Origin of the sequence: Prochlorococcus sp. MIT 0801, assembly GCF_000757865.1 — a bacterium.
Lineage (GTDB): Bacteria > Cyanobacteriota > Cyanobacteriia > PCC-6307 > Cyanobiaceae > Prochlorococcus_B.
The window spans coordinates 68,076-94,076 of sequence record NZ_CP007754.1 but is presented as its reverse complement, the minus strand read 5'-3'; the positions used below and the strand labels follow the sequence as shown (position 1 = coordinate 94,076).

Here is a 26,001-nt window from a genome sequence, read left to right as displayed (position 1 = left end):
GCTTGGGTATTACATACATATGAAATATTCTGTATTTTCTTCACTAATTTAATAATTTTATTTTTCACAAGTTTTATTTGAGTTGTTTCTTTATGAAACTCCGAAGTTTCCTTTTGATAAATTAATCCAAATGAAAATTAAATTTTCTTTATAACATAAAGGAATTTAAGTTGAATCTTATTTTTCTTATCTTTTATATAAATAGAAACCGAGATCTACAAAATCTTCTACTTAACTTATTTATTGTATTTTTAAATAAGCAAACAGAGAAAATTACTGATAAAAGCTAACAAATGCCTTTTCAGTAATGAATAGATAAAAAAACGGTGCTGCTCATGAATCGTAAAAAAAATAAGCAAACTACTCAAATCTATGGAGATTCATTCAGAAACATTTACAAGCCTGATTGAATTTGTTAAAAATTATCTAGTTAAAATAGAATTTCTGTGTCATTATCAAATTCAGTATCTCCGATATCTACACGGTCCAAAGATTTTAAGCTATGTAAATCGAGTAGCAAAACATGTATCAGATAAAGCTCATTTAAAAACAGATATTTATTACAGCAGATAAAGCAATTACTAAATCTTCTAAGCCAATACACCTACAACTCAATAACGAATGACTCCTGATCTGCCGATTATTCCTTCTTCAAAAAGAAAAAAGAAAAAACTAGAAAACACTAGGATTCATAAATGGACTCTTTTTTCTCTTTGTTTTATAACTACCTTAGTAGTCGTCAGCTTGATTAAAGCATATCTTCCATTGCTAGTCTCTGCACTTGCGATGCTTTTTGTATGGAGTCAAATGACTAAACCAATAGCAGAGATAGAAACTAAGGCTACAAATGATGACACTAACCAGTTAGATTTATTCCATAGGCAATACAAGATTGGCAGAAAACATTCCAAGATCAAGAGAGAGTTACATGAAAAGGAAGATTCAAAAGTTGCATAATATAGATCGCTTTAAGAAGATAATTGAAACCAAATAATATTTTTACTCTTGAGGATAAGAGGTAAGAAATGATGATGTTATGAATTATCTATTAAGTCAATGGTCGTTGTTGTTTAGCACATGAAAGGAATTGACAAGCTCAATAGACATGTGAAGATCGATTCATCCAACCATATCCTGAAGCTCCATGATTACCCTTTTCTGACTGCTCTGCTTGCAAATCATCATCATCACTGCTACAAATATTTAACTAAATGAGAAATCTTGATAGATCACGTATTGAACTCACTGAGTCAGAACTACTTATCATTAAGAATAAAATTCAAAGCTGGAGTACAAAGGATCAAATTATAGACATAATGAGATACCGATATGGTCGACTAGAAGATAAAGCTGCATAAAAGGCTTCTAAACCAATCATGAACTAAGCACTCAGTATGATTTCTATTTCAAAAACTCACCTAAAAATGAATAACTACAAAAATCATCTAATTTCTTATAGCTAATATCGTATAAGGAAAGCAGCAAATTAGTATCATCCCTATTGCAATCATTGTCTACCTAAGTAAAGCTAAATTTATCATAATTAATTAAAATGCTTTTAGAGTTTTACATCTTAGTTATTCCATTCTGCGTTATTCCTGTATTTCTAGTCTCACTAGATTACCTAAATAAAAGTGCTGAACTCAAGCGAAACAATCGTAATGTAATTGACTTTGATAAGTTCGTAAAACGTAAAGAAGAAGGAGATGATGTAGATATTGATATCGCTAAACTATTAGATATTGAAAAAATTGCAGCATGAATATTTCTCCTCCAAGTTATGATTATTCTTTAATAGTCACTAATTTCAAGACATCCTGGACTCTTACTCCCTCATTTAACCACTCTCTAAATTCTTCACTAATAGCTAATTGATCAAATTCATTAAGTCTTTCAGCTCGAATCATGAGACCTGTCATAGAATCAGCTATTAATTCTTCAATATCTGGGCTGTTACTCACTTAAAGTTTAACGATAATTTTAAAAACTTTAACCTGAGTTTTGAGGATCAATCCATCCACAAGTTGATATGAACACCCTTAACCAATATTTAGATGATAATTTATTCATCTCAATTCGATATGCTCAAGTATTTTTACCTCATAACAAGTTAATTAAGAGAGATAATCCAAATTAACCACTTGAGCTTTTAAGTTATAGAGAACCCATAGGAGATACGATCTTCTAAAGAAAAAAATCAACTAAATACAAATCCAGCCATAAACAATGCAAAAGCTTGGCATAAAAAAATATACTCTATATAAACGAAATGACAAGTTTCATATACAGTCGTCTACACCTCGATGCCTTAGTCCATAGTATTAAAATAGACATATATTCTATTCTTGTTTAGGGGACAATTTATCGATTTTATCTTGTTGAATTTTTAGTTTTTCTCTTTCTTTTTTGGCAGCCCCATAAGTGCTTCTAACGCTATAAGCTATGAAAATGGCATTAATAGTTCCCACTAAAATAATTCCAACAATAATTTTATTAATCCCCTCAGATGAGCTTAAATATTCCAAAATAGTCTCTTGCTTAAACATCTAGTACTCAATTAGCATTTTAAATATCATAGGAATGATGGCTCCTTTACCAAAGATAAGACAAAGAGATCTAAAACCACTAAAATCAAGCCTATTTAGATAACAAACAAATAGCAGATATTGACTCTCTGTCAGTTTCACTTTTCTACTTCAATAATTTCATAATAGGGACGGTCGCCATAATCAGCATCAGAACAACAAACATCTGAGTATATCTCTTCTAACAGATCATATGCCTCGTCATAGCAGTTAAATGATTGCAAAGTAATTTCATCGGATTCTTTATCGTACCTGATGATTTTATAAACCATAAAACAATTGATTAGCGCGATAAAAGTGTTCCAAACAATCCTGCAAAGGCAGAAAGGACAAAAATTGCAACGATACTAATTGCTAAAAGTTTAGAAATGCTTTTCATACGTTCATCTTCGCAATTCAAGGGAAGGTGTCCATAAAAACTGACACAAATTGATGAAAACTTTAAAGAGTTCGAGAACATGAGTAACTTCCAATTCACTGATGAACAGTTTGTAGAAATCAGAGAAATCTGGAGAGATATCAATTCTCAATGCAAATTATTGCGAGAGCAAACTGGTTGTCCTGATAGCGAGATAGTCAAAATGATTGACTCTGCATAAAGTTATTGGGAAAGCAAGAGTTCAAAAAAAACTATTTAAGCACTAATTTTTCCAGATCAACTCTGATTCTTTGATTAAGTCAATAGCCACGTTTCTACTAAGTATCTTTTGTGCCTTGTTCATCAGTTCTATGTATCTAAAGCCTTAGCTCTTAATTATCTATACGCTGCATTTGTATCTCATACAGAAACAGACTTCTCAACCAGTGCAACATTATGACTAGTAGATGCGTGCGAAAAGTTTAAAGAGGCATTGTGGTAGCTCATTGCAATAAGTCTGACTAACTGCTAAGCGAGAGAGGGAAATTGCTATGCAGAACAATTCCCCTAGCTCTAGTTGAGTGTCAAAAAGGCGCTTTGCAAAACCTTTTCAAGCACTTGTAGGTGATTGACCAACCCACACAACTTGTTAAATATTTTGGCTAGGAAACTTAGTTAATGAGTTAATTAACTAGTACGGTTATCTTTCTTGAACGTTGAAACTGCAATTAGGCATTTCTGGATCTGGTCTGATACCTTTCAACTTTTTCCATCTGAGGTAGAGAGCGCCAAGCAACCAATTATCAGTTAATGACTTTGTACGATTTTTTAATAGGTTTTCTTGTTTCTTATTGAAATTTTCCGAATCAAGCAGTTCTTGTTTCCAATCTATTTTTTCAGTCATTGACTTTTGCCCTCAACTTGTAGAAGGTTTCTTCACACCGACAAGAAACTCCCTTGTAGTGATCTGGGAAAGATTTCATCCAAGTAAGAATTGCCATTGTCACGGGATCACCTTTGATGTGAAAAACAACCTCTTTGTTTTTCTCATCTATGAAATAGGGAGGAAGACTCATGTTGCTACCTATTCATTTCATCAATACCTTTCTATTGACTACTCCGCAAAAGGGATTTCTTGATTTTGCGACCTTAGTAGCGACTTGCCAGGGGGTATGAGTGGTCAATAGGGTCCTAGCTTATATATTAATAGTGAAGAGAAATCTATTTTATTTTTTTTACTTTTTCTCAGACCTTCACTTCATCTAGTTCTGGAAAAAGCATGTTGATATAAGCCATTATTATCACAACCAAGGGAGGCATATTTGTTTTATCTTCTTTTGTAAGTCGCTTAATTTCTGACAGGAAACCCTTAGCTTCTTGTTCGCTAATTTTGTATTCTGGATTCTTTTCTACTTCGTCAACGAGGGCTTGGATTTGATTAGCTGAATCCATTAACTAAAGTATTGTTCTATGCCAATAAAACGAATGACTGATTGGACTACAAGTATAGATTAAAAAAACTTATCATCTCTGGTATTTCAGGGTTATGGCTTCAAAAATTTGAGTAGTCATTAGACAACTGTTTCTATGAGGAGCTAAAAAAGAAGTCCACTATTTTTTTATCTCTTGTCTATAGCAGTCACCTCTCCTTGTCCTGAGAGTACCGTTAATGAGCTAGGTATTAAAAACTGGCCAATCTGGACGTGTGAAACAAGCTCTTTCGATTGGACTTATGACGACCAAGAGACTTGCTTGTTGCTTGAGGGAGAAGTCACAGTTACTCCTGAGGGAGGAGAACCTGTGAAGTTTGGTGAAGGGGACTTAGTGGTTTTTCCGGCTGGTATGGACTGTAGATGGGATGTTCATAAGGCAGTCCGTAAGCATTATCGATTTGGTGATTAAATTGTATTTGTAGTATCTCATTGCTTTATTTTTCGATCCCATTCGAGTTCGAGATAGTCTCAATGCTTCTTTCCTAAAATAATTACAGGTTATTGCTCTATTTATAAAACAGCTTTTGAGGCTTCCTATTCGCAAAATATTAAGAGTAAATCTTTTCTCAAGTTTGCAGGTCTTGCTTCGACTAACAGATCAGCAATTGAATCTTGCCAAATTCTCTCACTGATTTGTTTACCTGAACCCTGATTCGTGAAGATATAGTAATCCATCTTTTTGTATTTAGTGATCATTCGTCTTCGTTCTTAGAACTTGGCAATGGGAGCTGCAACCCAGTAAGACCTACCTGTTTTGGTCTTCTAAGCTGGCACATCAATTTTGACCCAGATCTTTCTTTCTTTTCTGGTATTGCGGTGTTCTCACCGATATCGCTCCATTTTAATTTCCGTAAGCTACCTGTTCTCATCCCAGTATCCATAGCCACTCTCATTGCTAAGTAAGCAAGCTCTCTATAGATTAATTGCTTCTTACCTCTCTTCTCTCCAAAGGGTTGATTTGATCTGGTCTGATACTTTCTATTCTTATCTTTGTTGATTATGTAATTCTCATTGAGGATTCTTATTGTTCCTTTGATCCAATTGAGCCTGGTAACTGTTTCTTGTTCTTCCCATTCTTTAGCAGTTAGGTTATCTCATCTGTGTTTTTCATCTTTTGGTAATCGGATAGATGGTATATCAGGGACTGTATCTTTACTAATAAATCCATGAGTTACAGCCACTTCTGAAAAGACTCTTCTGAGATAAGACATCTCTTGATTAATAGTCGTTTGTTGTGGAATCTCTTTTTTAAATTCAATGGCTCTTTCTTTTCTCCACCTCTTGAAGAATTATTTGCATAATAAATTAACAACTTAGCCTGTTTCCCTTTCCCCTTTATAGCTGGCTATTGGATTTTAGAGGTCATGAAATATTCTTCTTCTTCTTCTTCTTTTTCTTCACTTTAATTCTAGTGTTAACAACAATAGCTTTACTTTTAAACTGAGAATTACCTATGAGAAGTACGTGACAAATCGAGAACCTCTCTAGTTGAACTAGCTTATCTATGTGTATAGATTAATCTATTTAAAGTTAGGTGGTTTTCATGAGTTTCTCTAAGAAGTTGTTGGGTGTTATTACTTTATTTATTACGGCATTATCTTCTCCTGTTTTGGCAGAAGATGATTTAAAAGGTATATACGCCACGGGTTATTTAGGTGTAAGTCAATCTACTGATTTAGATTTTGGAGGAGCAACAGGAACATTAGGTTTTGATCCTGGAATAGAAATGCAGGCTGGTCTTGGATATGACTTTGGAGGATTTAGAATTGAAGGTTTATATAATAGAAGTGGAGCAGATTTTGAAAATACAACAAAGAGCTCAACTTATGTTGATATTATTTCATCAACATGGGTAGCAAATGTTTTCATGGATTTTAATAATGATTCTAAATTTGTTACTTCTCTCGGAGTAGGCATTGGAGGTACAAAACATGAGGTAGCTTCAGATGAAGATACGGTGCTAAATACTGATTTCATGGTAGGCGTTGGTTATCAAATCACTGATAATACTATTTTAGATATAAAATATACATATAGAATCTATGACGACATAACATTTGGAGATGTACGAATCTCTGATGAATCTAGTCAATCTATTCTTGCAGGCGTGAAGATCTATTTATAAAAAAAGAATAATTCAAAAGCAGAACTATATAAAGTGGAAAAGTGTAAATCTAACTTGATCCAACCCACCTAAGACATTCCTCTGCTGGTTTGATCTTTCTACCTTTACCAAGGATCTCAGTTTCTCATGAGCACCTTCGTAGTCAAGTCTTCTTGTGTTCTTTAATTTGGTTGGAATACCTTCTTCAGCGCAAAACCAAAGTTTATTAAAGACAGTCGGAGAAACCATCACAGATTTCTTGTCACGGATAGGAAGAAGAATAAAATCTTTAGTTCGAGCGATTAAGCAATCTGAAGGAGTTGGACGTGCTTCTCTTGCTTCTTCATTCATGTAACTGATATCTGATGGTGGATTCATTCCTATAAAGATTCTGGTGAAGTCAGTAATCAGAGGGATGACGAAGTAGAGATAAAAAAAGCACCGCTCACTCCTGCTTTGCTTGCTTGCGTTTGCGACGGGGATCAAACTAATAAAACATACTTTTTCTGTCTAGTTGCTCTGGTCATCATTTTTTGACATTAAGAAGGGGCGAGTTTGTATCGCCCCTTTCGAGTTCAGCACTTTTGTATCATTTAGAAAATTCAGGCATTTCCTTGCTAACCCTTTGCTGGAAGGGAAGTGTTAGAACTCCTAATTCATTCCAAACAAATCTGGCTCAGAAGAACATGAGACAAAACCCCTTTTTTCATGGCATGAAGAAAGGGACCCTGCTGCTTCAGCGACCTTGAGTCCCTTTCTCTCTGTGTTAACAGAACTAACACTGGTAAGGATTTGTTCTGCTTTTGCTTTCTACTCAAACCCTCAAAGAGTCTGCATCAGGATAAATTCCTAATTAGCAATCAGCGTTTGCAATACCCATACCTAGAACAGCACCTAGAGGAATAGATCATGCGGAAGCATATTTCTTGGAAATTGCTGCGGCAAGACCACTTCTAATCAATCACCCTGTAGTTGAAATAGCAGAACGACAACTGACTCCGCTTGTTCGATAACTGCGAGAAACTAATACTTGATGGTGAGTTGGTCTGCAATACATGCGATGAGTGTAAGGAAAATTATGGATGTGATGATCTCCATCTGCTATTGGAGAGAGAATAACCGCAGTTAGAACTAATGGTTGGATTCATATTGCTCATATTTATCTCTATTAAAAACAAAAGATTTATCTAATCTTATAACAAGCAATTCAGATAATAACTGAATTGCTTGACGTATTAGAACGTAGGACTTTGTAGTTAAAAATGGTCATTTATAAATATATTTTTCTAGAAAAATTAACCAACTCAAGCAAATACTGGAAGACCAATTGTTGCGGTACCTGCAACAAAAGCAGTAAAGATAAAGAAAGGAAGGAAGGGGTACTTCTTGATCATCTATAAATTTAAATTCATAACATATTATAAGTAATTTTACTTAACGGTGTCTTTCGTTAGGCACAAAAAAGCCGCCTAGTTCTGTTAGGCGGTTTCTTTGTGAGATCAGGCGCAAGTGTTTCCTTGTTTCCACTGCGGAGGATCTCAACTCCTCACACACAGAATTTACCGGAAGAGGATTAAGAATAAATCCTTAACAGGAGGGTTTATTGATTGGCACAGGCACTAAAAAAGCACCCTATTGGATGCTCTTTTGGCACAGAACTATGTGTGAGGAGTTGTTCTGTATTCCCATTCTTATATATCCAAGACCAAGATGGCAATAACAAAAATAATATCTTAAATATTGGAAAAAATTTGTGTTCCAAAAAGGGTGTGGTAATCAAACTCAAAGACTGTTTGGTTGGCAGGATAATTACATACGTAATTCAATAAGAAACACCATAGTTTCTAGAACAGGTCAATAAAAAAGAAGTTCACCAGAGGAAAACTACTGTTTAGAGACAGACTTGAATACAAGTGCATCGGCTATACGAGGAAGTTCGCCAATAAACAAATCTCTATTGTTGCTCAAGTTGAAGAGGTTGCGTTGTTGTTTTTCAGGAGACTGTCTCAAGTGCGGATAAAGCAAGACCACAACTCGAGGCAGCATTAGGAACCTTTGAGGAAGGGGAAGAAATCGTATTCACCAAATTGGATAGGGGTTTTAGAAATCAGAGGCAGTGCATCAATACTCTTTACGACCTTCAAGAGAAAGGCATTCATGTAAGGACAACGGATGGAATGATTAATACCAGAGCACTTGGAAAGTTTGCTCCAATCATCATTGGTCTTTTATCTGGCCTGGGAGAAGTAGAGCATCAGATGGTGATTGAGAGAACTCAAGAGAGCATTAACCATAGAAGAGAAATAGGAGGAAATATTGGAGGCAGACCAAAGACAAATGATGAGAAAGAAAGTTTGGTTTTGCGTTTAAGATACGAAGGTTGTTATTATCGTTCAATTAGGAAACAAACTGGACTTGCTTGATCAACCTTCCGAAGAATTATTGTTGAACATAATGTGTGTTGATAGAGGTATGAGCAAGAAGACAGAAATAATGAATGCAATGGATGAATGTGTGGTGAATGCTTGCGAGAAAATGAAAACTCTCAACCCTCAAGACAGGTTCCATCTTCTATGTGAAATGGGTGAGTGGATGTATAACCCGATTTCTGAAGAAATAGATGATGTATTGACGGTTCCTAATTTTGATGAGAAGGAATCAGCATGACTAAAAAAACATAAGGGGTTTAAATGATTACATTGTTTTGAAAGAAGAGAAGGAAGTTATTTTTTATTTGCATAATATCTATCCAGATTGATTGGTAATTCCAGCAATCATGAAGGAATCGTTTCGTCATGATTTCAAGGGCGCAGTCACAATTGACTGGAATGAGATCAAGAAGTATGGGGGAAAGTGTGATGAATATTCCTCCCTATTTCATAGATGAGAAAAACAAAGAGGTTGTTTTTTACATCAAAGGTGATCCCGTGACAATGGCAATTCTTACTTGGATGAAATCTTTCCCAGATCACTACAAGGGAGTTTCTTGTCGGTGTGAAGAAACCTTCTACAAGTTGAGGGCAAAAGTCAATGACTGAAAAAATAGATTGGAAACAAGAACTGCTTGATTCGGAAAATTTCAATAAGAAACAAGAAAACCTATTAAAAAATCGTACAAAGTCATTAACTGATAATTGGTTGCTTGGCGCTCTCTACCTCAGATGGAAAAAGTTGAAAGGTATCAGACCAGATCCAGAAATGCCTAATTGCAGTTCAAGTTTTCAGGAGTGGAATAAAAAAATTGAAGATACAAACTTATGCCAGTCTTGATAATGGGGGGGAGTATTTATGAGAAACTCCCAGAGGAAGAACAAAAAGAGTTTGCATTAGTAGAGCGTTATGGCACTGATTATTTTTATGAGAGCTATGAGTATGAAAATGCGAAGGGGAACAAGAATTATGAATGGAGTAATCGATGCTTTAAGAATCAAGAGGAATTATTTGAGTTCTTCGGTTATGAAATGATCGAAGACTTAAATGCAAATGCCGTGTATGCAAGAAGAGTCGAAACGTTTACTGATGAGTATGAAAAGGGGTTGATGAAATTCTGTGATGCTGGTAATCAAATAAAAGTCATAGAAGCCAACTAATCACACTCTGTCTAAAACTAATCACGCTTTCAAATTATCTAGCCAGTGTTAATACGCATTGAAATTAAATAGATAAGTAAAGAAGTCTAGCCATATTTTTTAGAGGTAGTTTTAATAAATAGAGTTGTAGATTTTAAATGTCCCTTGGAATCACTGAGCTTGAGTTGACCGATACAAGTACAATTTCAATTCCTACAGATGCAATATTGATACTTTTTCTATTAACTGTCTTTGCATTCATAGGTTATTACTTTCACAACATTCTCGACAATCAAACAAATCAACTTGTCGAAAAAGTAGACGATAATTTACATCTTGAATTAGTCAAAGAAAAGCCAGAGGATCAATTAACTCTTGAGTCAGCAACAGTGAATCACGAAAAATCAGAAAAGCCAAATATTAAAAAACTAAATTTCATACCACCTTCAAAATTTTGGGGGATTGGTAGTTTGGTTGTTGTAGCCATAGGAGGCTCAAGTCTTTTAAGGATCCCAACTATCCAAAATTTATATAAAGGAGTGAACACTAGTCATGTCAATATCAAGACAGAGAATCAATCGACAAAATCTTTATTATCAATAGCTCAAATAAAATCATCAAATCAATCTCAAACTAAAATAAAAAAAATCAGTTATAATGATCCATTATTATCAACTAACAATAGTTCCGAAAATAATAATTTTTTACAGGTTCAGCAAAAACGAACAGAGGATTTTTTCACTTTCTAATTGGCTGAAGCAGAATTGACTGAGCTTCCATCTCTTGGTTCCATATTTAAACAAAGGTTTATAGGATTTTTTGCACTATCTATATTTCTTTTCTTTGTAAACCTTTAAGCTGGCTTCCTGCTCTCTTCTTTTCAACTTAGATTCTTTTTACTCGAGATATTCCCATTTCATCGGTGAATCTGATAATGCGTCGAATGCTGTTTTTACTTTTCATTGCCAGCACCCCTAGATATCAACAGCAGTTAGTGACTTAAGGCATATAGCAATTGCACCTTCTGAGACACGAAAATAAGCAGCTGCACACTCACATCCATCGTGAAGACATGATCTAAAACTGCAAAGCTAATTCCTCCTTTGAACCGAATCAATGAATTGATTGATGGGTTCACATTTGCTGAAGATATTGGTGCTGGAGGAGTCTTTGAATTAAATCTTGGCGATAGCGAGATACCTTTGACAACAAAGCGAGAAAGAGAACAAAAGCTTTTTGAAGAGAAGTTGAAGAAGAAAGAAAAGATGCACTTCAATGAATTAATCAAGCTATTCCAAAATGCAATCTATATCCCGCAGGATTACTGATTTATTAAAGGAAATACAACAAATACTTTCCAAAATTCTCTATAACTATAAAAAGTAATATGTTAGTTAAATGAGCATTGGAACAACTTCCGAATGACTTGGTCACTTAAGAATATTCAAGAACTTGACACACTTGGTGTCAGTCCTCACCTGGAAAATGATGTAGACAATAGTGGTGAAGCATATCAACTCTATTACACCGGCAATGGTGGAGTAACGATTGCTGCAATGTCTACTAATCTTAAATTAACCCAAGAAGGACAAATTAATTTCATACAAGACCTTACAATTGTTACCACCACAGAAGGAATACGTAGAGCCTATTACATAGAAGTGGACCCTAATTCGGGGAAACATGAAATTTTTACAGCATTAATCTCAAAGGATGGATTAAGTCTGTCTGGAGTTTCATCAACAGGTATCTCACACAACGGTGATGAGGCTTGGGGTGTGCCGGATTCAGTTGTTCTTCCAGATGGAAGAGTGAGAATATACTGGGTAAAATCAGATACTGAAGCGACCACACTAGCCAATGAAGTTATCCTCAGTGCAACTTCAACAACTACAAAAGGAACAAACTTTTTAGTAGATTCAGGGAAAAGAGTGGAAGGGGGATATGTTGACTTTGAGGTTTTAAAAGCAGAGGACAATGATTGGATAGCAATAATGTCTTCCTCACCTGTAACACTTCCAGATCAATCCCAAGGAATTTATGTTGGAGTCTCTAATGATGGGCTCACCTGGGAAATAAATGAGACAAATTTGGCTCCTCCAGAAAAGAGTTATCTTGATCCAACTGGACTACTATTTTCTAACTCGGCAAATAAATGGAGACTTATAATGAGCTCATCGCTATCAATTCTCGGAGATCGCGAATATTCACTAGTAGCAGCCGAGCTTACCTTTACTTCTAATTCAGCCACTGATTCATCAGACATTATTAATGGAACAAGTGAGGCAAATGAAATCAATGCACTAGATGGAGCAGATTCAATTACAGGGTCTGGTGGAAATGATGTAATTGATGGTGGGGCAGGTTCCGATACTTGTATTTATTCATCAAAATTTGCTGATTATTCCTTTACACGTAGTACTGACACACTACAAATCGCAGATCAAAGAACAACCGCAACAAATGATGGTACCGATACTCTAAAAAATATCGAATACATTCAGTTCTCTGATCAGACAGTAGAAGAATCAAAAGTAGACGTTATTAAAAACTATAGCGGTATTTTTAGTGATTATAAATTCTACAATAAAGGTAATGGATCATATGAGATTAAATCAAACTCAGGAACAACTGATGACATCACAGGACTACCATTATTAACATTTACAGGAGAATCAACAACCAGCTCATTTAGAGATATCAGTGCCATTGTTGATATTAAAGGAACATTTGATCAAGTAACTGGGTTAAATACAAAAGACGCAAAGATGTTCCGTCTCTATAACGCTGCTTTTAAAAGGCTTCCAGATTCTGATGGATTGAAGTACTGGATAGGCAAATACACATCTGGAGAAAATGATGATAGAGCAGTGGCATCATCCTTTCTTGTTTCTGCTGAATTTAAACAACGCTATGGTGAAGATGTTACGAACGCTAAGTATGTTGAAACTCTCTATGTCAATGTTTTAGGTAGGGAATATGACCAAGAAGGTTATAACTATTGGTTAGGAAACTTGAATAGTGGTTTAGAGACGAGATATGAGTTGCTTTTAGGGTTTGCTGAATCAGCAGAAAACAAAGCTCTCTTCACTGAAATGACAGGTTTCGGATAAGCAATGAACAAACTCTTACAACTAGATCTCACCACCACACTCCTCTTCCCTCCCTACCCCATCACAATCAGACACCAATCACTTGGGTAGTAGTGGAGTCTTCGAATTAGATCTAGGCGATAGCGAGATACCTTTGACACCTAAGCAAGAAAGAGAGCAAAAGGTTTTAGAAGAACAATTAAAAATGAAAACTAATGAAACTAAATAGACCAAATAAATTTAATAAGACACGTCAGTCGAACCATTTGCGTTGGCTGGTGTTTCAAAGATTTCAAAGGAGCGATCATTTAGCTATAAAGTATACAAAGGATATACAATAAAAATAACTGAGAGAATTCTCAATTGTGTTTTCTATGCAATTCTTCTAATCCAGAACTGATCTCCTTGCTTCATAGTGAAGTAAATTTATCTGATTCATTTAATACTCTAAATTCAAATAATAATAGTAATAGTAATAGTAATAGTAATAATACTACTCAAACTTCTGGCCTTAAATATTATCATCTAACACAAGATTCAAGTTGGTACGATAACGTTAAAATAAATAATAATACAATTAATATATGGATTGATACTGAGGGAGTTTCAACTACTTATAACAATTATTATATAGATGCTCTTAATATGCCTTCGTATAGAATAGATTTTATAAAAGAAACAATAGCTAAATTAGATGATATTTTAGGTGTAGATTTTCAATACGTATTTAATAGAACAGATGCCAATATAAGTATCTATGAACATACATATGCAACAACAGGATCTAGTTATGCTGGTCAAATGAATCCTGAAACAGATTCTTTAGGATATATGAATCATGAAGTTGCATTGACTTCAAAGAATAATGATCATTATAAAAATAAAGGAAGTAATTTCTGGGAACATTTAATTCTTCATGAATTAGGTCATGCACTTCATTTAGAGCATCCGTTTAGTAATAACGATGGAGATGTTTATGGCACAACATATTCTACGACAGTAGAAGAAACAGCGATGGCATATGGAGCCCCTGATGAATGGGGTAAATATCAATCATGGTTTTCTCTTGTAGACATTGAAGCATTAAAGAGTTTATGGGGTGATGAAGACTCAACAGCAGACACAACTGCACCATTAATTACGGGTCCTTCAGGAAGTGCTGGAGCATCAGAGTCCTCTAAAACCATTAATGAAAACACGACAAGTGTTCATAGATTTACTGCTAACGAAACTGTTACTTGGTCAATTAATGGAGGAAATGACCCCACATTCTTTTCAATTAATTCTAGTACTGGTGAATTAACATTTAATAACGCTCCTGATTATGAAAATCATCTTGATAGCAATTCCAATGGCATTTATTCGATATATGTAAAAGCAACCGACCTCTCTGGGAATTCTTCTAATCAATGGATTGAAGTTACCATTGCAGATGTTAATGAAGACACAACAGCACCATTAATCACTGGTCCTTCAGGAAGTGCTGGTGCGGAAAATAGTAAGAAAACAATCAATGAGAATACGACAACTGTTCATACCTTTACTGCCAACGAAACTGTTACTTGGTCAATTAATGGAGGAAATGATCCCACATTCTTTTCAATTAATTCCACTACTGGTCTATTAACATTTAAAGATGCTCCTGATTATGAAAATCATCTTGATAGCAATTCCAATGGCATTTATTCGATATATGTAAAAGCAACCGACCTCTCTGGGAATTCTTCTAATCAATGGATTGAAGTTACCATTGCAGATGTTAATGAAGACACAACTGCACCATTAATTACGGGTCCTTCAGGAAGTGCTGGAGCATCAGAGTCCTTTAAAACAATCAATGAGAATACGACAACTGTTCATACCTTTACTGCCAACGAAGCTGTTACTTGGTCCATTGGTGGAGGAAATGACCCAACATTCTTTTCAATTAATTCCACTACTGGTGAATTAACATTTAATAACGCTCCTGATTATGAAAATCATCTTGATAGCAATTCCAATGGCATTTATTCGATATATGTAAAAGCAACCGACCTCGCTGGAAATTCTTCTAATCAATGGATTGAAGTTACCATTGCAGATGTTAATGAAGACACAACTGCACCATTAATTACGGGTCCTTCAGGAAGTGCTGGTGCGGAAAATAGTAAGAAAACAATCAATGAGAATACGACAACTGTTCATACCTTTACTGCCAACGAAACTGTTACTTGGTCAATTAATGGAGGAAATGATCCCACATTCTTTTCAATTAATTCCACTACTGGTCTATTAACATTTAATAACGCTCCTGATTATGAAAATAAAATTGATAGCAATTCCAATGGCATTTATTCGATATATATAAAAGCAACCGACCTCGCTGGAAATTCTTCTAATCAATGGATTGAAGTTACCATTGCAGATGTTAATGAAGACACAACTGCACCATTAATTACGGGTCCTTCAGGAAGTGCTGGTGCGGAAAATAGTAAGAAAACAATCAATGAGAATACGACAACTGTTCATACCTTTACTGCCAACGAAGCTGTTACTTGGTCAATTAATGGAGGAAATGACCCCACATTCTTTTCAATTAATTCCACTACTGGTCTATTAACGTTTAATAATGCTCCTGATTATGAAAATCATCTTGATAGCAATTCCAATGGCATTTATTCGATATATGTAAAAGCGACAGACCTCGCTGGGAATTCTTCTAATCAATGGATTGAGACTACTATTGCCGATGTTAATGAAGCGCCTACAGACCTTCGATTAATCTCAACAAGTTTCAATGAAAATATTGCTGCCTCTACAATCGTCTCGGCAATAGGTAGTACAGATGCTGATACTTCCGATCTACGAACCTACTCTTTAATCAGTGGTAATGGTGACACCGATAACAGTTTATTCACCATCTATAAAGGAGTAGCAATAACATATTTAAAGATAAATTCTTCTCCTGATTACGAGACAAAGTCTTCCTACAATATCCGCTTACAAGTCACTGATAGTGGTGGTGAAACCTACGCTAAAGCTTTCACACTCTCGGTGAATGATCTCAATGAAACACCTACAGCATTAACCTTATCTTCAAGCAGTTTTAATGAAAATATTGCTGCTGCTTCTACGGTCGCAACTCTCTCTACGACAGATGATGATACATCCGATACGCATACCTACTCTTTAGTCACCGGTACTGATGATACAGATAACAGCTCCTTTACGATTGATGGATCATCCTTAAAAATTAAAGCCTCTCCGGATTACGAAACAAAATCCTCCTACAAGATTCGCTTACAAACAACTGATAGTGGTGGTGAAACCTATGCCGAAGCATTCACTCTGTCTGTCAAGGATCTCAATGAAGCACCTACGTCATGGAACTTCTCCTCCTATTACTTTGACGAAAATATTGCTGCAGATTCAACAGTTGCCATTATTTCAGCAGTAGATGAAGATCAATCAGATACTCATACATTTTCCTTAATTGGTGGTTATGTAGAAAGTTCAGGTAACAGTAATTTTTATATAGATGGTAATCAATTAAAAATCAAGACTTCACCTGATTATGAGGCTCAAAGTACTTATACAGTTGTTGTCAGAGTCACTGATGCAAAAGGTTTAACTTCTCCTGATTTATACAACACACTTATAGTTAATGATCTGGAAGAGTTCACAGCAACAATCTCAGGAACATCTAGCACTGACATTATACAAAGCACAAGTAGTAATGACTCGATTGATGGGAAAGCGGGTACAGACACCATTGTCTACTCTGGCAGCTTCTCTAAGTACTCCTTTACCCGTGGCTCAGACACCTTACAAATCGCGGATCAACGAACAACAGGAACAACTGATGGAACTGATACGCTCAAAAATATTGAATACATTCAATTTTCTGATCAAACCGTAGAGGAATCAAAAGTAGACGTTGTTAAAACTTATAGCGGTAAATTTAGTGATTATAAGTTCTACAACAAAGGTAATGGCGTTTATCAAATCAAAACTGATTCTGGGTATGACGACATCACTGGCTACCCATCCTTACAATTTACGGGAGAAGCAACTACAAGTTCATTCCATGATGTGAGTGCAATCGCAGATATCAAAGGCACATTTGATCAAGTCACTGGTTTAAATACAGATTCAGGTCGTATGTTCCGCCTCTATAACGCTTCCTTCAAGCGTCTTCCTGATGCGGATGGATTGAAGTATTGGATTGATAATTTCAGTTCTGGTAGAAATACAATCAGAGTGGTTGCCTCCTCCTTTTTAGGGTCTGCAGAATTTAAACAACGCTATGGAGAAGATGTATCTGATTCAACCTATGTCAATACTCTCTATAAAAATGTTTTAGGTCGTGAGGCTGATACGAGTGGTTTGATTTATTGGTTAGGTCAACTTAATAGCGGAGCTGAAACAAGATACGAAGCACTGCTTGGCTTTGCAGAGTCAGCCGAGAACAAAGCTCTCTTTACTGAAATGACAGGGTTTGGTTGACTAATGAATAACTTCGTAATAGTAGCTCTTACCACTGCACTTCTCTTACCTAAGCCATCACAATCAGATACCAATCACTTTAGTACAGGAGGAGTTTTCGAATTAGATCTATGCGATATCGAGATACCATTGCCACCGAAGCAAGAAAGAGAACAAAAGCTTTTAGAAGAGCAGCTGAAGAAGAAACAAAACTAATCTTATCTAATAGATGCTATGGAATAATAGCAACCCAAGAGAAGGCAAGTCCTATACCTATCCAAATACCAGCCACCAAATTACGGCTATTAATATCAAACTTTTTGATCACTTTTTGAGATGTTGCTGTTACAACTAAAAGTAATGATCCTTGTGCAAGAAGAAGACCAAAAAAATAACCTATGAGAGGAGTCGGTTCAGCACCAACAATTGTGCTTCCAAGTAAATAGCCATGTAAAGCGAACATTGGCAATAGCCATTTTGAGCTCAAAAGATTTAGAACAATTAACCCCTCTATGGCTAAAGATAAAGACACAACTGCTTCTGCCCAGGCAGACATTACATCAGGCAATGGCTGCAACTGCACTAATGCACTACCTAACAAGCCAACCACTAAAAGAGGGAACACCCATTGCTTCGTTTTTTTGATCCCAAGAAGGGCGATGCCTAACATAAAAAGCAAATGATCAGGTCCAAGTAATGGGTGCCCGATGCCACTAAGCAGAGCTTGCCAGGCTGACAGCCCAGCACTATCTCCCATACCAAAAGGGTGATGAGCGAACACTGGAGCAACTAAAAAAGTCAACCAAAACAAGAGTGGAAGAAAAGCTGCAAGAAATTGCTTACGCCCAAAATAGGGAAACGTCATAGATCGATCCTCGTCGAATTGTGAAATAAGGCGGGCGTTCTGACTGATATCGATGAATATCGATACTTCACAGCTGCGGGACAGTAGCGGATTTTCACCGCTTTTCCCCGTTACCTCCAATGGCTGTTTCCCCTTGGAACCTCAGTAATAACTTCACTAATTGTTCTTTGAGCAGAGAGTCTAAAAAAATAGATTTAAATCAAAGGTGAATAAAGTATGACCAAAAAATTAATCCCTACAATCAATTGGCATAACATAGATCAGGAGTTACGTTGTGTAATCGCATTAAGATTAATGATCTTTACAAGGTGAACAAACGTCGCATTCTGAACATTCACAGGGACAAACACAGCCACATCCTGGACATAATTCTTCTTCATTTCCATTGGAAATAATTGCATAGCTTAAAACTCTATACTTAAAGAAATTTTTAATCATAGTAACTTTTGTTTACATCTCTAACTATAATATAAGAAGAGTTAAAAGTCTATTATAACAAGGGGATATAAACTTCTATGTCCATAGATAATTACAATGATAATCATTTTTAAATTTCATAATTAGGGTACTTGGTTATTAATTATGTATATGATAATCATTTTTATTTTCAGTTAATTAAAGATTCTATGCATTATTTAGAGCTATTAAAATCATTTTAAAAGTTTCTAAACTTCCTTATATCTGAGCTGTCAAATTCGTTTTTTATTGCTCCTTGTTGTTTACTGTCTAAGCAAGTTCTCTAAGAGTCTTACAATAAATCTTGAGAATACTTAAATCATTTCTGAAAAGATACGTTTAAATCAACTGTGACCAAAGTGTGACCAAAAAAATATTTACAATTACAATCAATTCATATGACTACATTTACGAGCTAAGTCGTGTAATCGGCATTAATACGTACATAAGAATCAAAACCCAGTGACAGCAATTGATTGCAAGGATTAAGTTAGTGGTATATTTGCAGTTTTTCACCCGAAAACCCATTCATAGAAGACTTACCGGTATTTTAGTAGTATATAACTAACTCATGTAGATAATATAAATATAAAATTTTACTTATTTTAATTTACTTTAAATAAATTTCGGTACAAAAGGGTAGATATCAATTTTATATAGATAATTTTCACCAATATATTAAAGAAATGAAAATGATGATTAACTATTAGAAGTGCTTATATTGTAGCGACTATCACTTGTCATGATATTCAAGAAAATTCATTATTAATATTATTAATTATTAGGCTTAAAAAATGTCTGATTCCTCTAGTGAAATGAGTCCGCAGGAAAAACTTATTCAAGATAGAGTTAATCAATCTAGAAGTTTCCTCCGATTAAATGGTTTCAATCAATCATTAGGAGACCTTTGGAGAGAGATAAAGGAGGATTCAAAATATGATTTATTATAAAAATTTTTAGAAGTCTACTAAGATTTAAAATTTTAGCCATAAAAATAAATGAACTCGATCGCACAAAAATACAATTTTTATTGTTAATTTGCATACATTATTAATCATGCAATTTTGTAACTATTCTAACTGAAACAATCAAGATTTAATCGTATTAGTTAATTACCTATCTAATGAATATCTCTCGTTAGATATACCTTTCTTTACGTTGTTAAATTTGTTTCTATGTCATTTCCTGAATCAACTCAATTATTATTAAAAGCAAAAAAAGAAAAAAGATTAACCTTTGCAGATATTGGAATTCTATTAGGACTAGATGAAGTCTGGGTTGCTAGTCTTCTTTATGGACAATCAACTGCCAGTGATGAAGAGGCTGATAAATTATTAACTACTTTAGGACTTGGTACGGAACTTAAAGAGATATTGACAACTCCACCAGTAAAAGGATCACTAGATCCAGTAATTCCCACTGATCCATTGATATATCGTTTTTATGAAATCATGCAAGTTTATGGCATGCCAATGAAAGACGTTATTCAAGAAAAGTTTGGTGATGGGATAATGAGTGCAATAGATTTTACAATCAATGTAGATAAAGTCGAAGATCCGAAAGGTGACAGAGTGAAGGTTTCAATGTGTGGAAAGTTTTTACCCTACAAGAAATGGTAAAGATTAATTCCTTGATATATTTTCAAGTGGTAGTTTAGAAAAACTAGACCTCAAGATCTCTTCCAGTACAATGGATTTTAGGTTATCGTGTATAGTCGGCGTTGATACGTATTACAAACCTAATTCAGTAATTAGAAATAAAGAAAAGCGAATCTGAAAAAAAGAAACTATATCTGTTGCTTGAAGTAAGAGAGTGGGTTTTCATAGACGTATCAATTAAAGATGAACTCTTAATTCCCGACTGGGAGGAGGTCAACAATGAAAGTTGAAGTTTCTTGTTTCGTTGGAGGAATGGTCATCAAAGAAATAGTACATGTAGACAAATTTGAGGATGCGGATAAGGTCGCAAAATCAAGAAATCCCTTTTGTAGAGTAGTTAATAGAAAGGTATTAATGAAATAAATAGATAGCAACATGAGTCTTCCTCCGCATTTCATAGACGCAAAAAAGAAAGAGGTTGTCTTTCACATTAAAGGTGGTTATCCCGTGACGATGAGTATTCCTACTTGGATGAAATCTTTCCCAGATGAATACAAAGGTATTTCTTGTCGATGTGAAGAAACCTTCTACAAGTTGAGAGCAAAAGTCAATGACTGAAGAAATAGATTGGAAACAAGAACTTCTTGATTCAGAAAAGTTCAATAAGAAACAAGAGAACCAATTAAATAATGGTACAAAGTCATTAATTAAAAGTTGGTTGCTTGGCGCTCTCTACATCAGATGGAAAAAGTTAAAAGGCATTCGAGAACAACCAGCACCCGATTCCAATTCAAGTTTTCAGGGGTGGAATAAAAAAGTTGAGGATGTAAACACATGCCAGTCTTGATAATTGGTTGGAGCATTTACGACAAACTCCCAATGGAAGAGCAAAAAGAGTTTGCATTAGTAGAGCGGTATAGAACTGATTATTTTTATGAGTGCTATGAGTATGAAAATGCGAAGGGGAACAAGAATTATGAGTGGAGTGATAGATGTTTCAAGAATCAAGAGGAATTATTGGAATTCTTTGGTTATGAAATGATCGAAGACTTAAATGCAGATGCTGTTTACGCAAGAAGAGTCGAAACGTTTACTGATGAGTATGAAAACGAGTTGATGAAATTAAGTGATGCTGGTAATCAAATTAAAGTAATAGGAGCAAACTAATTACTTTAATCACACTTTGGTCAAAGTGGAAATTAAAATAGTTAAATAGAGTGACTTACACCATTAGAAAGGTAGAAATTAAATCCTTGATATATTTTCAAGTGGTATAAAAGCGGTATATTTGAAAAAGCAATCTCTCAAATCCATTCCAGTGGAATAGATCTTAGGTTAAGTCGTATAATCGGCATTGATACAAATATAACTACAAAATATTAGTCATAGCAGTCAATCTCAAGAAAGTCATTACTGTTTTATTAGTGTTTTATTTCTGTTAAAACCGCCCGAAACCTAGTCATAACCCCATCACCGTTTTATTAGTGTTTTATTTATGGCGCATGTAAATAATAAATAAAGCATAATATAGATCATTTATTTGATTAACTTTTAAATGGCATAACTATGATAGATCAATTAAATAGTTCAGGTAATTATGTTTCCTAAAATATAAATTTACTTTAATATTTTGTTTACTATATCTATCACTTTGCAAGACATATCGTACACCAATGCAAGACACGTCTTACACCCTGCAAGATATAACTTTCACGAAGAACTTACGAATATTAAAAAATATTTAAGAGTTGATTCCAATCTCATATATCCTTGATATGGTCTCTTCACAACGTAGTTTTAGCAATGTCTTCCAAAATCAAAACATCCAAGATTGTACTGATATCTCAACTTGAGGACAAGAAAGAAGAACTCTATGAAGCGTGGTCAATAATTACGAATCTAATTGATCTTATGGAGAGCAAATTACCCGAAAAAGATATTGAAGAAATCCGTACGCAACATAGAAAGTGGAAAAACGGCGAATGCTGGATAAATGAATATTGAACTTGATTTGATTTTGAACAGTTATCACCATTCTCATTATTAATTTTTTTCGTAAAAACCTTAAAGATCATGATTGATTTAAAAAGACATCCCAAAAAAGGATTCGCAAAAGCGACTGGAAAACGAGTTAAAAAAAAATCAATTTACTCTCCAAGGCAGAGTAGTGATTTTCAAATGAGTAGAAGTAAATTCTCCGATTTTCTTACGTGTCTAAGATGTTTTTATCTCGATCGGGTTTCGGGTTTAGAAACGCCAAAAACTCCTGGATGGACATTAAATTCAACAGTAGACAATTTACTCAAAAAAGAATTTGATGAGAGCAGAAAGAATAAAAAACCTCACCGATTATTCAAAGAAAATGGTTTAGGACATTTGGTTCCTTTTGATCATCCTGAAATGGATAACTGGAGAGATGCATTACATCATGGATTGAGACTTCGCTACAAAAACACAAATATTATTTTATCGGGAGGTATAGACGATATATGGCAAGATACGAAAACAAAAAAATTGATTGTAGTTGACTATAAATCTCAAGCAAAGAATGGAGTCGTCACTAAGCAAGATTATTTAGATGATGCATTTCATGACGGATACAAAATCCAAATGGACTTCTACGCTTATCTGCTATCAGGAATGGGATTTGATGTTGATCCAACATCTTATTTTTTAGTTTGCAATGCCAAAACAGATGAAAATGGATTTCATGCAACGATGCATTTTGATGAATATTTAATTCCTTACAACTGGAATAAGGAATGGATCGAAGACAAGATTGAGCAAATGCTTGTCCTTATAAACCAGCATGAAATTCCTGAATCACATCCAAGTTGCAGAAACTGTGCCTATGCAGATCAATATTCAAAAATATTGAAAGTAACTAGATAAACTAACATTAGTTATGCTTCAAGAAAAAGTAATTGTTGGTGTAAATGATTTATTAACGCTGCATCCTGAAGTAGCAGCGGAGGCAGATGGGTGGGATGCGTCTACTGTTGTTTCAGGTTCTTCTAAACGATTATCTTGGAAATGCATAAAGGGACACAAATGGGAGGCATCGGTTTATAAAAGAACCCGAGTGGGATCAGTCTGTCCTGTATGCAGTAATCAACATAAAATCTGTAGGGGTTTTAATGACCTACTAACCAAGTTTCCAGAAATTGCAAAAGAAGCAGATGGTTGGGATCCTTCGTATGTTACGGCAGGTTCCTCTAAACGATTATCTTGGAAATGCATAAAGGGACACAAATGGATTAATACCCCTGCTCAAAGGACTAGAGCAAAAAAGAGTAGTTGTCCATTTTGTGCGAATAGAAAAGTATGGATTCGATTTAATGACCTACTAACCAAGTTTCCAAAAATTGCAAAAGAAGCAGATGGTTGGGATCCTTCAACTGTGCTTGCTGGTGCTTTAAAAAAAATGCCTTGGCAATGCGCTAAGGGACACAAGTGGGAGGCATCTGTTTACAAAAGAACCAAGAACGGAAACAGTTGTCCGTTTTGCGCTGGTAAAAAACTTTGTGTTGGTTTCAATGACCTCCAGAGCAAGAGTCCAGAGATTGCAAAGGAGGCAGATGGATGGGATCCGTCAACTGTGCTTTTTGGTAGTAAAAAAAAGATGCCATGGAAATGCCTAAAGGGACATACTTGGGAGGCAGCAGTTGACAAGAGAACAAGGGAGGGAACGGGTTGTCGTACCTGTGCGGAATATGGGTTCGATCCTGATAAACCTACTTGGTTTTATTTGATGAAAAGAGAAGGGGAACAACAATTTGGCATTACCAATCATATTAAAGAGAGAATTAGATATCACTCTGATAGGGGTTGGAGTGAACTTCAAACAAAAGGACCACATGATGGTAATGAACTAGAGGCAATCGAGAAAAAATTGAAAAAATGGTTAAGAACAGAAGTTGGACTAGTTAAAGGTAAAACAGAAAATTGGTACACTTCCAAAATAGAAGTTCATTCTCTTGCCGAACTCAAAGAAAAGAGTGGTATAGAGACATCATTTTTTTAAAACACCAAAATAAAAACCGCTTTTTTTGACCAAATCCCAGTCATAACGACGTCACTGTTTTATTAGTGTTTTATTTGCTATACTTATCGCTGAGATCCACTGTGCTGCAATGGGTCTTACTTACGTTGTATAGTCGGCATTGATATGGACATATTGCTCAGACAAATCACATCCCCAAGCAGTAGCCGAGCCTATTCCTTTCCCTATCCTTAATCTGATCCTGATAAGATCATCGATCAAATATTTGCCTGTTAATCTTGCTTTCATAAACTTACTCACAATTTGTTTATCAAAATCCAAAGGTGTGCCATTAGAAAATATTTCATAAGGTCCAATCCATAATTTGACATCATTGAAATTAAAAGAAGTACCTGCACGACCAAGTGCAGCAATAATTCTTCCCCAATTAGGGTCGGAACCATTGACTGCAGTTTTAACCAAAGAAGATGAAGCAATTGTACGAGCTATGACACGAGCATCTAAATCACTTGAAGCACCTTCAACCTTTATCTCAATCAAACAATTAGCCCCTTCTCCATCCCTTGCAATAGCTCTAGCCAAGTGTTGAGCTGTTAAATACAGTCCCTCTTCAAGGATTGATAAATATCTTGGATCTAATTCTGCTCCAGAAGAAAAAGCTAAAAAAGTGTCATTAGTACTCGTATCTCCATCAACTGTAATGGAATTAAAAGATGATTCTGCAACACGCTTTATCATATCTGACCATAAAACATGATCTACTCCTGCATCACAGGTAAGATAACTCAACATTGTTGCCATTGAAGGATGAATCATACCTGAACCTTTAGCCATTCCTCCAATAGATATTCGTCTTCCTCCTAAAACTGCTTGATATGCAATTTGCTTTACCTGAAGATCAGTTGTCAAAATTGCATTTGCTGCATCCAGGTATGCCTCCTTATCTAAACTGTTTACAAGTTGATCCAAGTGACTATGAACCTTTTCAACAGGTATTGCCTCTCCAATCACACCGGTGGAACATATTAAAACTTCTTCATTAGATAATCCCAAGCGTTTAGCAAGCTCATGTGTGATCAGTTCACTATCAATTTTGCCTCGATTACCTGTACAAGCATTTGCGTGTCCAGAGTTAATAATTACAGCACGTATTTTTCCCTCAGATGCCTTGATTCGATCAATACATAGATCCACGCAATAAGCACGAGTGACTGATTGAGTAAATGTCCCACTGCAACAAGCACCATCAGGTGCATATAGCAAAGCAAGATCTTTCCTCCCAGAAGGCTTCAATCCTGCGGAAATGCCAGCTGCTAAAAAACCATCAGGGGCAGTAATACCACCAGATATTGGAGACCATACAGAAGATGTCAAAAGACTCAAATTCAGAAGAGCATTTTTCACTTACTATCAA

General features: G+C 35.3%; 36 protein-coding genes, 1 pseudogene and 1 riboswitch. Of the genes and pseudogenes, 26 read left to right on the top strand and 11 right to left on the bottom strand.

Annotated features, from left to right (window positions below; genetic code table 11):
- Positions 1–621: 621 nt before the first annotated feature.
- The 3 genes from EW15_RS00430 (at position 622) to EW15_RS00425 (ending at position 1,762) form a co-directional block, all read left to right on the top strand.
- Positions 622–957 carry a hypothetical protein gene (locus EW15_RS00430; protein WP_038650564.1) on the top strand — a complete coding sequence of 112 codons (336 nt, stop codon included), beginning with the start codon at positions 622–624 and terminating at the stop codon, positions 955–957.
- Positions 958–1,211: 254 nt separating this feature from the next.
- The gene (locus tag EW15_RS10975) at positions 1,212–1,358 is read left to right on the top strand and encodes a hypothetical protein (protein ID WP_197049687.1); all 147 of its coding nucleotides are present in this window, start codon (positions 1,212–1,214) and stop codon (positions 1,356–1,358) included.
- 194 nt (positions 1,359–1,552) lie between these two features.
- A complete protein-coding gene (locus EW15_RS00425; RefSeq protein ID WP_038650561.1) occupies positions 1,553–1,762 on the top strand; it encodes a hypothetical protein in 210 nt (69 codons plus the stop codon).
- Positions 1,763–1,784: 22 nt separating this feature from the next.
- Here EW15_RS00425 and EW15_RS10970 read toward each other — a convergent pair whose 3' ends face one another.
- The 3 genes from EW15_RS10970 to EW15_RS10965 form a co-directional block, all read right to left on the bottom strand.
- Complete coding sequence (locus tag EW15_RS10970) at positions 1,785–1,961, bottom strand: hypothetical protein (RefSeq protein ID WP_197049686.1); 177 nt, start codon at positions 1,959–1,961, stop codon at positions 1,785–1,787.
- 378 nt (positions 1,962–2,339) lie between these two features.
- Entirely contained in the window at positions 2,340–2,546 is a 207-nt protein-coding gene (locus tag EW15_RS00420; RefSeq protein WP_038650558.1) for a hypothetical protein, read from the bottom strand.
- 137 nt (positions 2,547–2,683) lie between these two features.
- Positions 2,684–2,857 carry a hypothetical protein gene (locus EW15_RS10965; protein WP_197049685.1) on the bottom strand — a complete coding sequence of 58 codons (174 nt, stop codon included), beginning with the start codon at positions 2,855–2,857 and terminating at the stop codon, positions 2,684–2,686.
- A 186-nt stretch (positions 2,858–3,043) separates the two neighbouring features.
- Between EW15_RS10965 and EW15_RS10725 the strand changes: the two genes are divergently transcribed.
- A complete protein-coding gene (locus tag EW15_RS10725; protein ID WP_156095702.1) occupies positions 3,044–3,184 on the top strand; it encodes a hypothetical protein in 141 nt (46 codons plus the stop codon).
- 459 nt (positions 3,185–3,643) lie between these two features.
- Here EW15_RS10725 and EW15_RS00415 read toward each other — a convergent pair whose 3' ends face one another.
- From EW15_RS00415 to EW15_RS00405, 3 genes are all read right to left on the bottom strand, one after another.
- Positions 3,644–3,847, bottom strand: coding sequence for a hypothetical protein (locus EW15_RS00415; protein ID WP_038650556.1), 204 nt, complete (start codon positions 3,845–3,847; stop codon positions 3,644–3,646).
- Entirely contained in the window at positions 3,840–4,019 is a 180-nt protein-coding gene (locus EW15_RS00410; protein ID WP_038650553.1) for a hypothetical protein, read from the bottom strand. The genes EW15_RS00415 and EW15_RS00410 overlap by 8 nt, the downstream gene beginning before the upstream one ends.
- 169 nt (positions 4,020–4,188) lie before the next feature.
- On the bottom strand, positions 4,189–4,395 hold the full coding sequence (locus EW15_RS00405) for a hypothetical protein (RefSeq protein WP_011295066.1): 207 nt from the start codon (positions 4,393–4,395) through the stop codon (positions 4,189–4,191).
- Between the two features lie 174 nt (positions 4,396–4,569).
- On the opposite strand from EW15_RS00405, the gene EW15_RS00400 reads away from it, so the two are divergent.
- Positions 4,570–4,845 (top strand): cupin domain-containing protein, encoded by a 276-nt coding sequence (locus EW15_RS00400; RefSeq protein WP_038650548.1) that lies wholly within the window; start codon positions 4,570–4,572, stop codon positions 4,843–4,845.
- Positions 4,846–4,970: 125 nt separating this feature from the next.
- Here EW15_RS00400 and EW15_RS10720 read toward each other — a convergent pair whose 3' ends face one another.
- Both EW15_RS10720 and EW15_RS10285 read right to left on the bottom strand, forming a co-directional pair.
- Complete coding sequence (locus EW15_RS10720) at positions 4,971–5,111, bottom strand: hypothetical protein (RefSeq protein ID WP_156095701.1); 141 nt, start codon at positions 5,109–5,111, stop codon at positions 4,971–4,973.
- A 17-nt stretch (positions 5,112–5,128) separates the two neighbouring features.
- Positions 5,129–5,329 (bottom strand): hypothetical protein, encoded by a 201-nt coding sequence (locus EW15_RS10285; protein WP_052041139.1) that lies wholly within the window; start codon positions 5,327–5,329, stop codon positions 5,129–5,131.
- Positions 5,330–5,979: 650 nt separating this feature from the next.
- Here EW15_RS10285 and EW15_RS00390 point away from each other — a divergent pair.
- Positions 5,980–6,561 (top strand): outer membrane protein, encoded by a 582-nt coding sequence (locus EW15_RS00390; RefSeq protein ID WP_081930448.1) that lies wholly within the window; start codon positions 5,980–5,982, stop codon positions 6,559–6,561.
- 24 nt (positions 6,562–6,585) lie between these two features.
- Here EW15_RS00390 and EW15_RS00385 read toward each other — a convergent pair whose 3' ends face one another.
- A complete protein-coding gene (locus tag EW15_RS00385; protein WP_071841015.1) occupies positions 6,586–6,918 on the bottom strand; it encodes a DUF1651 domain-containing protein in 333 nt (110 codons plus the stop codon).
- A 1,664-nt stretch (positions 6,919–8,582) separates the two neighbouring features.
- Between EW15_RS00385 and EW15_RS00380 the strand changes: the two are divergent.
- The 11 genes and pseudogenes from EW15_RS00380 to EW15_RS00335 form a co-directional block, all read left to right on the top strand.
- Positions 8,583–8,963, top strand: a pseudogene (locus tag EW15_RS00380) (recombinase family protein); the annotation flags it as partial.
- A gap of 49 nt (positions 8,964–9,012) precedes the next feature.
- Positions 9,013–9,207, top strand: coding sequence for a hypothetical protein (locus EW15_RS00375; RefSeq protein WP_197049684.1), 195 nt, complete (start codon positions 9,013–9,015; stop codon positions 9,205–9,207).
- Between the two features lie 128 nt (positions 9,208–9,335).
- Positions 9,336–9,578, top strand: a complete 243-nt coding sequence (locus EW15_RS00370) for a hypothetical protein (protein ID WP_156095700.1) — start codon at positions 9,336–9,338, stop codon at positions 9,576–9,578.
- A complete protein-coding gene (locus EW15_RS00365) occupies positions 9,571–9,810 on the top strand; it encodes a hypothetical protein (protein WP_038650541.1) in 240 nt (79 codons plus the stop codon). The genes EW15_RS00370 and EW15_RS00365 overlap by 8 nt, the downstream gene beginning before the upstream one ends.
- Entirely contained in the window at positions 9,798–10,130 is a 333-nt protein-coding gene (locus EW15_RS00360) for a hypothetical protein (RefSeq protein ID WP_038650538.1), read from the top strand. The genes EW15_RS00365 and EW15_RS00360 overlap by 13 nt, the downstream gene beginning before the upstream one ends.
- 137 nt (positions 10,131–10,267) lie before the next feature.
- Positions 10,268–10,858, top strand: a complete 591-nt coding sequence (locus tag EW15_RS00355; RefSeq protein WP_038650536.1) for a hypothetical protein — start codon at positions 10,268–10,270, stop codon at positions 10,856–10,858.
- A gap of 354 nt (positions 10,859–11,212) precedes the next feature.
- Positions 11,213–11,437, top strand: coding sequence for a hypothetical protein (locus EW15_RS00350; RefSeq protein ID WP_038650534.1), 225 nt, complete (start codon positions 11,213–11,215; stop codon positions 11,435–11,437).
- Between the two features lie 93 nt (positions 11,438–11,530).
- Positions 11,531–13,222 carry a DUF4214 domain-containing protein gene (locus EW15_RS10280; RefSeq protein ID WP_052041137.1) on the top strand — a complete coding sequence of 564 codons (1,692 nt, stop codon included), beginning with the start codon at positions 11,531–11,533 and terminating at the stop codon, positions 13,220–13,222.
- A gap of 82 nt (positions 13,223–13,304) precedes the next feature.
- Positions 13,305–13,430: a hypothetical protein gene (locus EW15_RS11515; protein ID WP_255327226.1), complete on the top strand. Its 126-nt coding sequence runs from the start codon at positions 13,305–13,307 to the stop codon at positions 13,428–13,430.
- Between the two features lie 176 nt (positions 13,431–13,606).
- A complete protein-coding gene (locus tag EW15_RS11410; RefSeq protein WP_225866572.1) occupies positions 13,607–17,686 on the top strand; it encodes a DUF4214 domain-containing protein in 4,080 nt (1,359 codons plus the stop codon).
- Between the two features lie 3 nt (positions 17,687–17,689).
- A complete protein-coding gene (locus EW15_RS00335) occupies positions 17,690–17,881 on the top strand; it encodes a hypothetical protein (RefSeq protein WP_038650532.1) in 192 nt (63 codons plus the stop codon).
- Positions 17,882–17,897: 16 nt separating this feature from the next.
- On the opposite strand, the gene EW15_RS00330 is transcribed toward EW15_RS00335, so the two are convergent.
- On the bottom strand, positions 17,898–18,530 hold the full coding sequence (locus EW15_RS00330; protein ID WP_038650529.1) for a HupE/UreJ family protein: 633 nt from the start codon (positions 18,528–18,530) through the stop codon (positions 17,898–17,900).
- 11 nt (positions 18,531–18,541) lie between these two features.
- Positions 18,542–18,689: riboswitch (cobalamin riboswitch) on the bottom strand.
- 1,091 nt (positions 18,690–19,780) lie between these two features.
- On the opposite strand from EW15_RS00330, the gene EW15_RS10960 reads away from it, so the two are divergent.
- From EW15_RS10960 to EW15_RS10275, 9 genes are all read left to right on the top strand, one after another.
- On the top strand, positions 19,781–19,936 hold the full coding sequence (locus tag EW15_RS10960) for a hypothetical protein (RefSeq protein ID WP_197049683.1): 156 nt from the start codon (positions 19,781–19,783) through the stop codon (positions 19,934–19,936).
- 225 nt (positions 19,937–20,161) lie between these two features.
- Positions 20,162–20,605, top strand: coding sequence for a cyanase (gene cynS, locus EW15_RS00325; protein ID WP_038650526.1), 444 nt, complete (start codon positions 20,162–20,164; stop codon positions 20,603–20,605).
- Positions 20,606–20,863: 258 nt separating this feature from the next.
- Positions 20,864–21,007, top strand: coding sequence for a hypothetical protein (locus EW15_RS10710; protein WP_156095699.1), 144 nt, complete (start codon positions 20,864–20,866; stop codon positions 21,005–21,007).
- 12 nt (positions 21,008–21,019) lie between these two features.
- Positions 21,020–21,202, top strand: a complete 183-nt coding sequence (locus tag EW15_RS00320) for a hypothetical protein (RefSeq protein WP_038650523.1) — start codon at positions 21,020–21,022, stop codon at positions 21,200–21,202.
- Positions 21,195–21,431 (top strand): hypothetical protein, encoded by a 237-nt coding sequence (locus EW15_RS00315; protein WP_052041136.1) that lies wholly within the window; start codon positions 21,195–21,197, stop codon positions 21,429–21,431. Before EW15_RS00320 ends, EW15_RS00315 begins: the two co-directional genes overlap by 8 nt.
- Positions 21,419–21,751, top strand: coding sequence for a hypothetical protein (locus EW15_RS00310; RefSeq protein WP_038650521.1), 333 nt, complete (start codon positions 21,419–21,421; stop codon positions 21,749–21,751). The genes EW15_RS00315 and EW15_RS00310 overlap by 13 nt, the downstream gene beginning before the upstream one ends.
- Positions 21,752–22,387: 636 nt before the next feature.
- On the top strand, positions 22,388–22,588 hold the full coding sequence (locus tag EW15_RS00305) for a hypothetical protein (RefSeq protein WP_156095698.1): 201 nt from the start codon (positions 22,388–22,390) through the stop codon (positions 22,586–22,588).
- Between the two features lie 69 nt (positions 22,589–22,657).
- Positions 22,658–23,476 carry a PD-(D/E)XK nuclease family protein gene (locus EW15_RS00300; RefSeq protein ID WP_038650515.1) on the top strand — a complete coding sequence of 273 codons (819 nt, stop codon included), beginning with the start codon at positions 22,658–22,660 and terminating at the stop codon, positions 23,474–23,476.
- A gap of 13 nt (positions 23,477–23,489) precedes the next feature.
- Positions 23,490–24,608 (top strand): zinc-ribbon domain-containing protein, encoded by a 1,119-nt coding sequence (locus EW15_RS10275; protein ID WP_052041135.1) that lies wholly within the window; start codon positions 23,490–23,492, stop codon positions 24,606–24,608.
- Positions 24,609–24,728: 120 nt separating this feature from the next.
- On the opposite strand, the gene argJ is transcribed toward EW15_RS10275, so the two are convergent.
- The gene (argJ, locus tag EW15_RS00290) at positions 24,729–25,991 is read right to left on the bottom strand and encodes a bifunctional glutamate N-acetyltransferase/amino-acid acetyltransferase ArgJ (protein WP_052041134.1); all 1,263 of its coding nucleotides are present in this window, start codon (positions 25,989–25,991) and stop codon (positions 24,729–24,731) included.
- Positions 25,992–26,001 lie beyond the last annotated feature (10 nt).

Bases quoted from the DNA above. Each gene is read 5' to 3' on its own strand.
- EW15_RS10975 (WP_197049687.1), top strand. From the start codon at position 1,212: ATGAGAAATCTTGATAGATCACGTATTGAACTCACTGAGTCAGAACTA.
- EW15_RS00310 (WP_038650521.1), top strand. From the start codon at position 21,419: ATGCCAGTCTTGATAATTGGTTGGAGCATTTACGACAAACTCCCAATG.
- EW15_RS00385 (WP_071841015.1), bottom strand. From the start codon at position 6,918: ATGAATCCACCATCAGATATCAGTTACATGAATGAAGAAGCAAGAGAA.
- EW15_RS00405 (WP_011295066.1), bottom strand. From the start codon at position 4,395: ATGGATTCAGCTAATCAAATCCAAGCCCTCGTTGACGAAGTAGAAAAG.
- EW15_RS00410 (WP_038650553.1), bottom strand. From the start codon at position 4,019: ATGAGTCTTCCTCCCTATTTCATAGATGAGAAAAACAAAGAGGTTGTT.
- EW15_RS00300 (WP_038650515.1), top strand. From the start codon at position 22,658: ATGATTGATTTAAAAAGACATCCCAAAAAAGGATTCGCAAAAGCGACT.
- EW15_RS00420 (WP_038650558.1), bottom strand. From the start codon at position 2,546: ATGTTTAAGCAAGAGACTATTTTGGAATATTTAAGCTCATCTGAGGGG.
- cynS (WP_038650526.1), top strand. From the start codon at position 20,162: ATGTCATTTCCTGAATCAACTCAATTATTATTAAAAGCAAAAAAAGAA.
- EW15_RS00360 (WP_038650538.1), top strand. From the start codon at position 9,798: ATGCCAGTCTTGATAATGGGGGGGAGTATTTATGAGAAACTCCCAGAG.
- EW15_RS10965 (WP_197049685.1), bottom strand. From the start codon at position 2,857: ATGGTTTATAAAATCATCAGGTACGATAAAGAATCCGATGAAATTACT.
- EW15_RS00375 (WP_197049684.1), top strand. From the start codon at position 9,013: ATGAGCAAGAAGACAGAAATAATGAATGCAATGGATGAATGTGTGGTG.
- EW15_RS00355 (WP_038650536.1), top strand. From the start codon at position 10,268: ATGTCCCTTGGAATCACTGAGCTTGAGTTGACCGATACAAGTACAATT.
- EW15_RS10285 (WP_052041139.1), bottom strand. From the start codon at position 5,329: ATGAGAGTGGCTATGGATACTGGGATGAGAACAGGTAGCTTACGGAAA.
- EW15_RS00370 (WP_156095700.1), top strand. From the start codon at position 9,336: ATGATTTCAAGGGCGCAGTCACAATTGACTGGAATGAGATCAAGAAGT.
- EW15_RS00330 (WP_038650529.1), bottom strand. From the start codon at position 18,530: ATGACGTTTCCCTATTTTGGGCGTAAGCAATTTCTTGCAGCTTTTCTT.
- EW15_RS10280 (WP_052041137.1), top strand. From the start codon at position 11,531: ATGACTTGGTCACTTAAGAATATTCAAGAACTTGACACACTTGGTGTC.
- EW15_RS10720 (WP_156095701.1), bottom strand. From the start codon at position 5,111: ATGGATTACTATATCTTCACGAATCAGGGTTCAGGTAAACAAATCAGT.
- EW15_RS10725 (WP_156095702.1), top strand. From the start codon at position 3,044: ATGAGTAACTTCCAATTCACTGATGAACAGTTTGTAGAAATCAGAGAA.
- EW15_RS00320 (WP_038650523.1), top strand. From the start codon at position 21,020: ATGAGTCTTCCTCCGCATTTCATAGACGCAAAAAAGAAAGAGGTTGTC.
- EW15_RS00315 (WP_052041136.1), top strand. From the start codon at position 21,195: ATGACTGAAGAAATAGATTGGAAACAAGAACTTCTTGATTCAGAAAAG.
- EW15_RS00390 (WP_081930448.1), top strand. From the start codon at position 5,980: ATGAGTTTCTCTAAGAAGTTGTTGGGTGTTATTACTTTATTTATTACG.
- EW15_RS00305 (WP_156095698.1), top strand. From the start codon at position 22,388: ATGTCTTCCAAAATCAAAACATCCAAGATTGTACTGATATCTCAACTT.
- EW15_RS00335 (WP_038650532.1), top strand. From the start codon at position 17,690: ATGAATAACTTCGTAATAGTAGCTCTTACCACTGCACTTCTCTTACCT.
- EW15_RS10960 (WP_197049683.1), top strand. From the start codon at position 19,781: ATGTCTGATTCCTCTAGTGAAATGAGTCCGCAGGAAAAACTTATTCAA.
- EW15_RS10275 (WP_052041135.1), top strand. From the start codon at position 23,490: ATGCTTCAAGAAAAAGTAATTGTTGGTGTAAATGATTTATTAACGCTG.
- EW15_RS00415 (WP_038650556.1), bottom strand. From the start codon at position 3,847: ATGACTGAAAAAATAGATTGGAAACAAGAACTGCTTGATTCGGAAAAT.
- EW15_RS00425 (WP_038650561.1), top strand. From the start codon at position 1,553: ATGCTTTTAGAGTTTTACATCTTAGTTATTCCATTCTGCGTTATTCCT.
- EW15_RS00365 (WP_038650541.1), top strand. From the start codon at position 9,571: ATGACTGAAAAAATAGATTGGAAACAAGAACTGCTTGATTCGGAAAAT.
- EW15_RS00430 (WP_038650564.1), top strand. From the start codon at position 622: ATGACTCCTGATCTGCCGATTATTCCTTCTTCAAAAAGAAAAAAGAAA.
- EW15_RS10710 (WP_156095699.1), top strand. From the start codon at position 20,864: ATGAAAGTTGAAGTTTCTTGTTTCGTTGGAGGAATGGTCATCAAAGAA.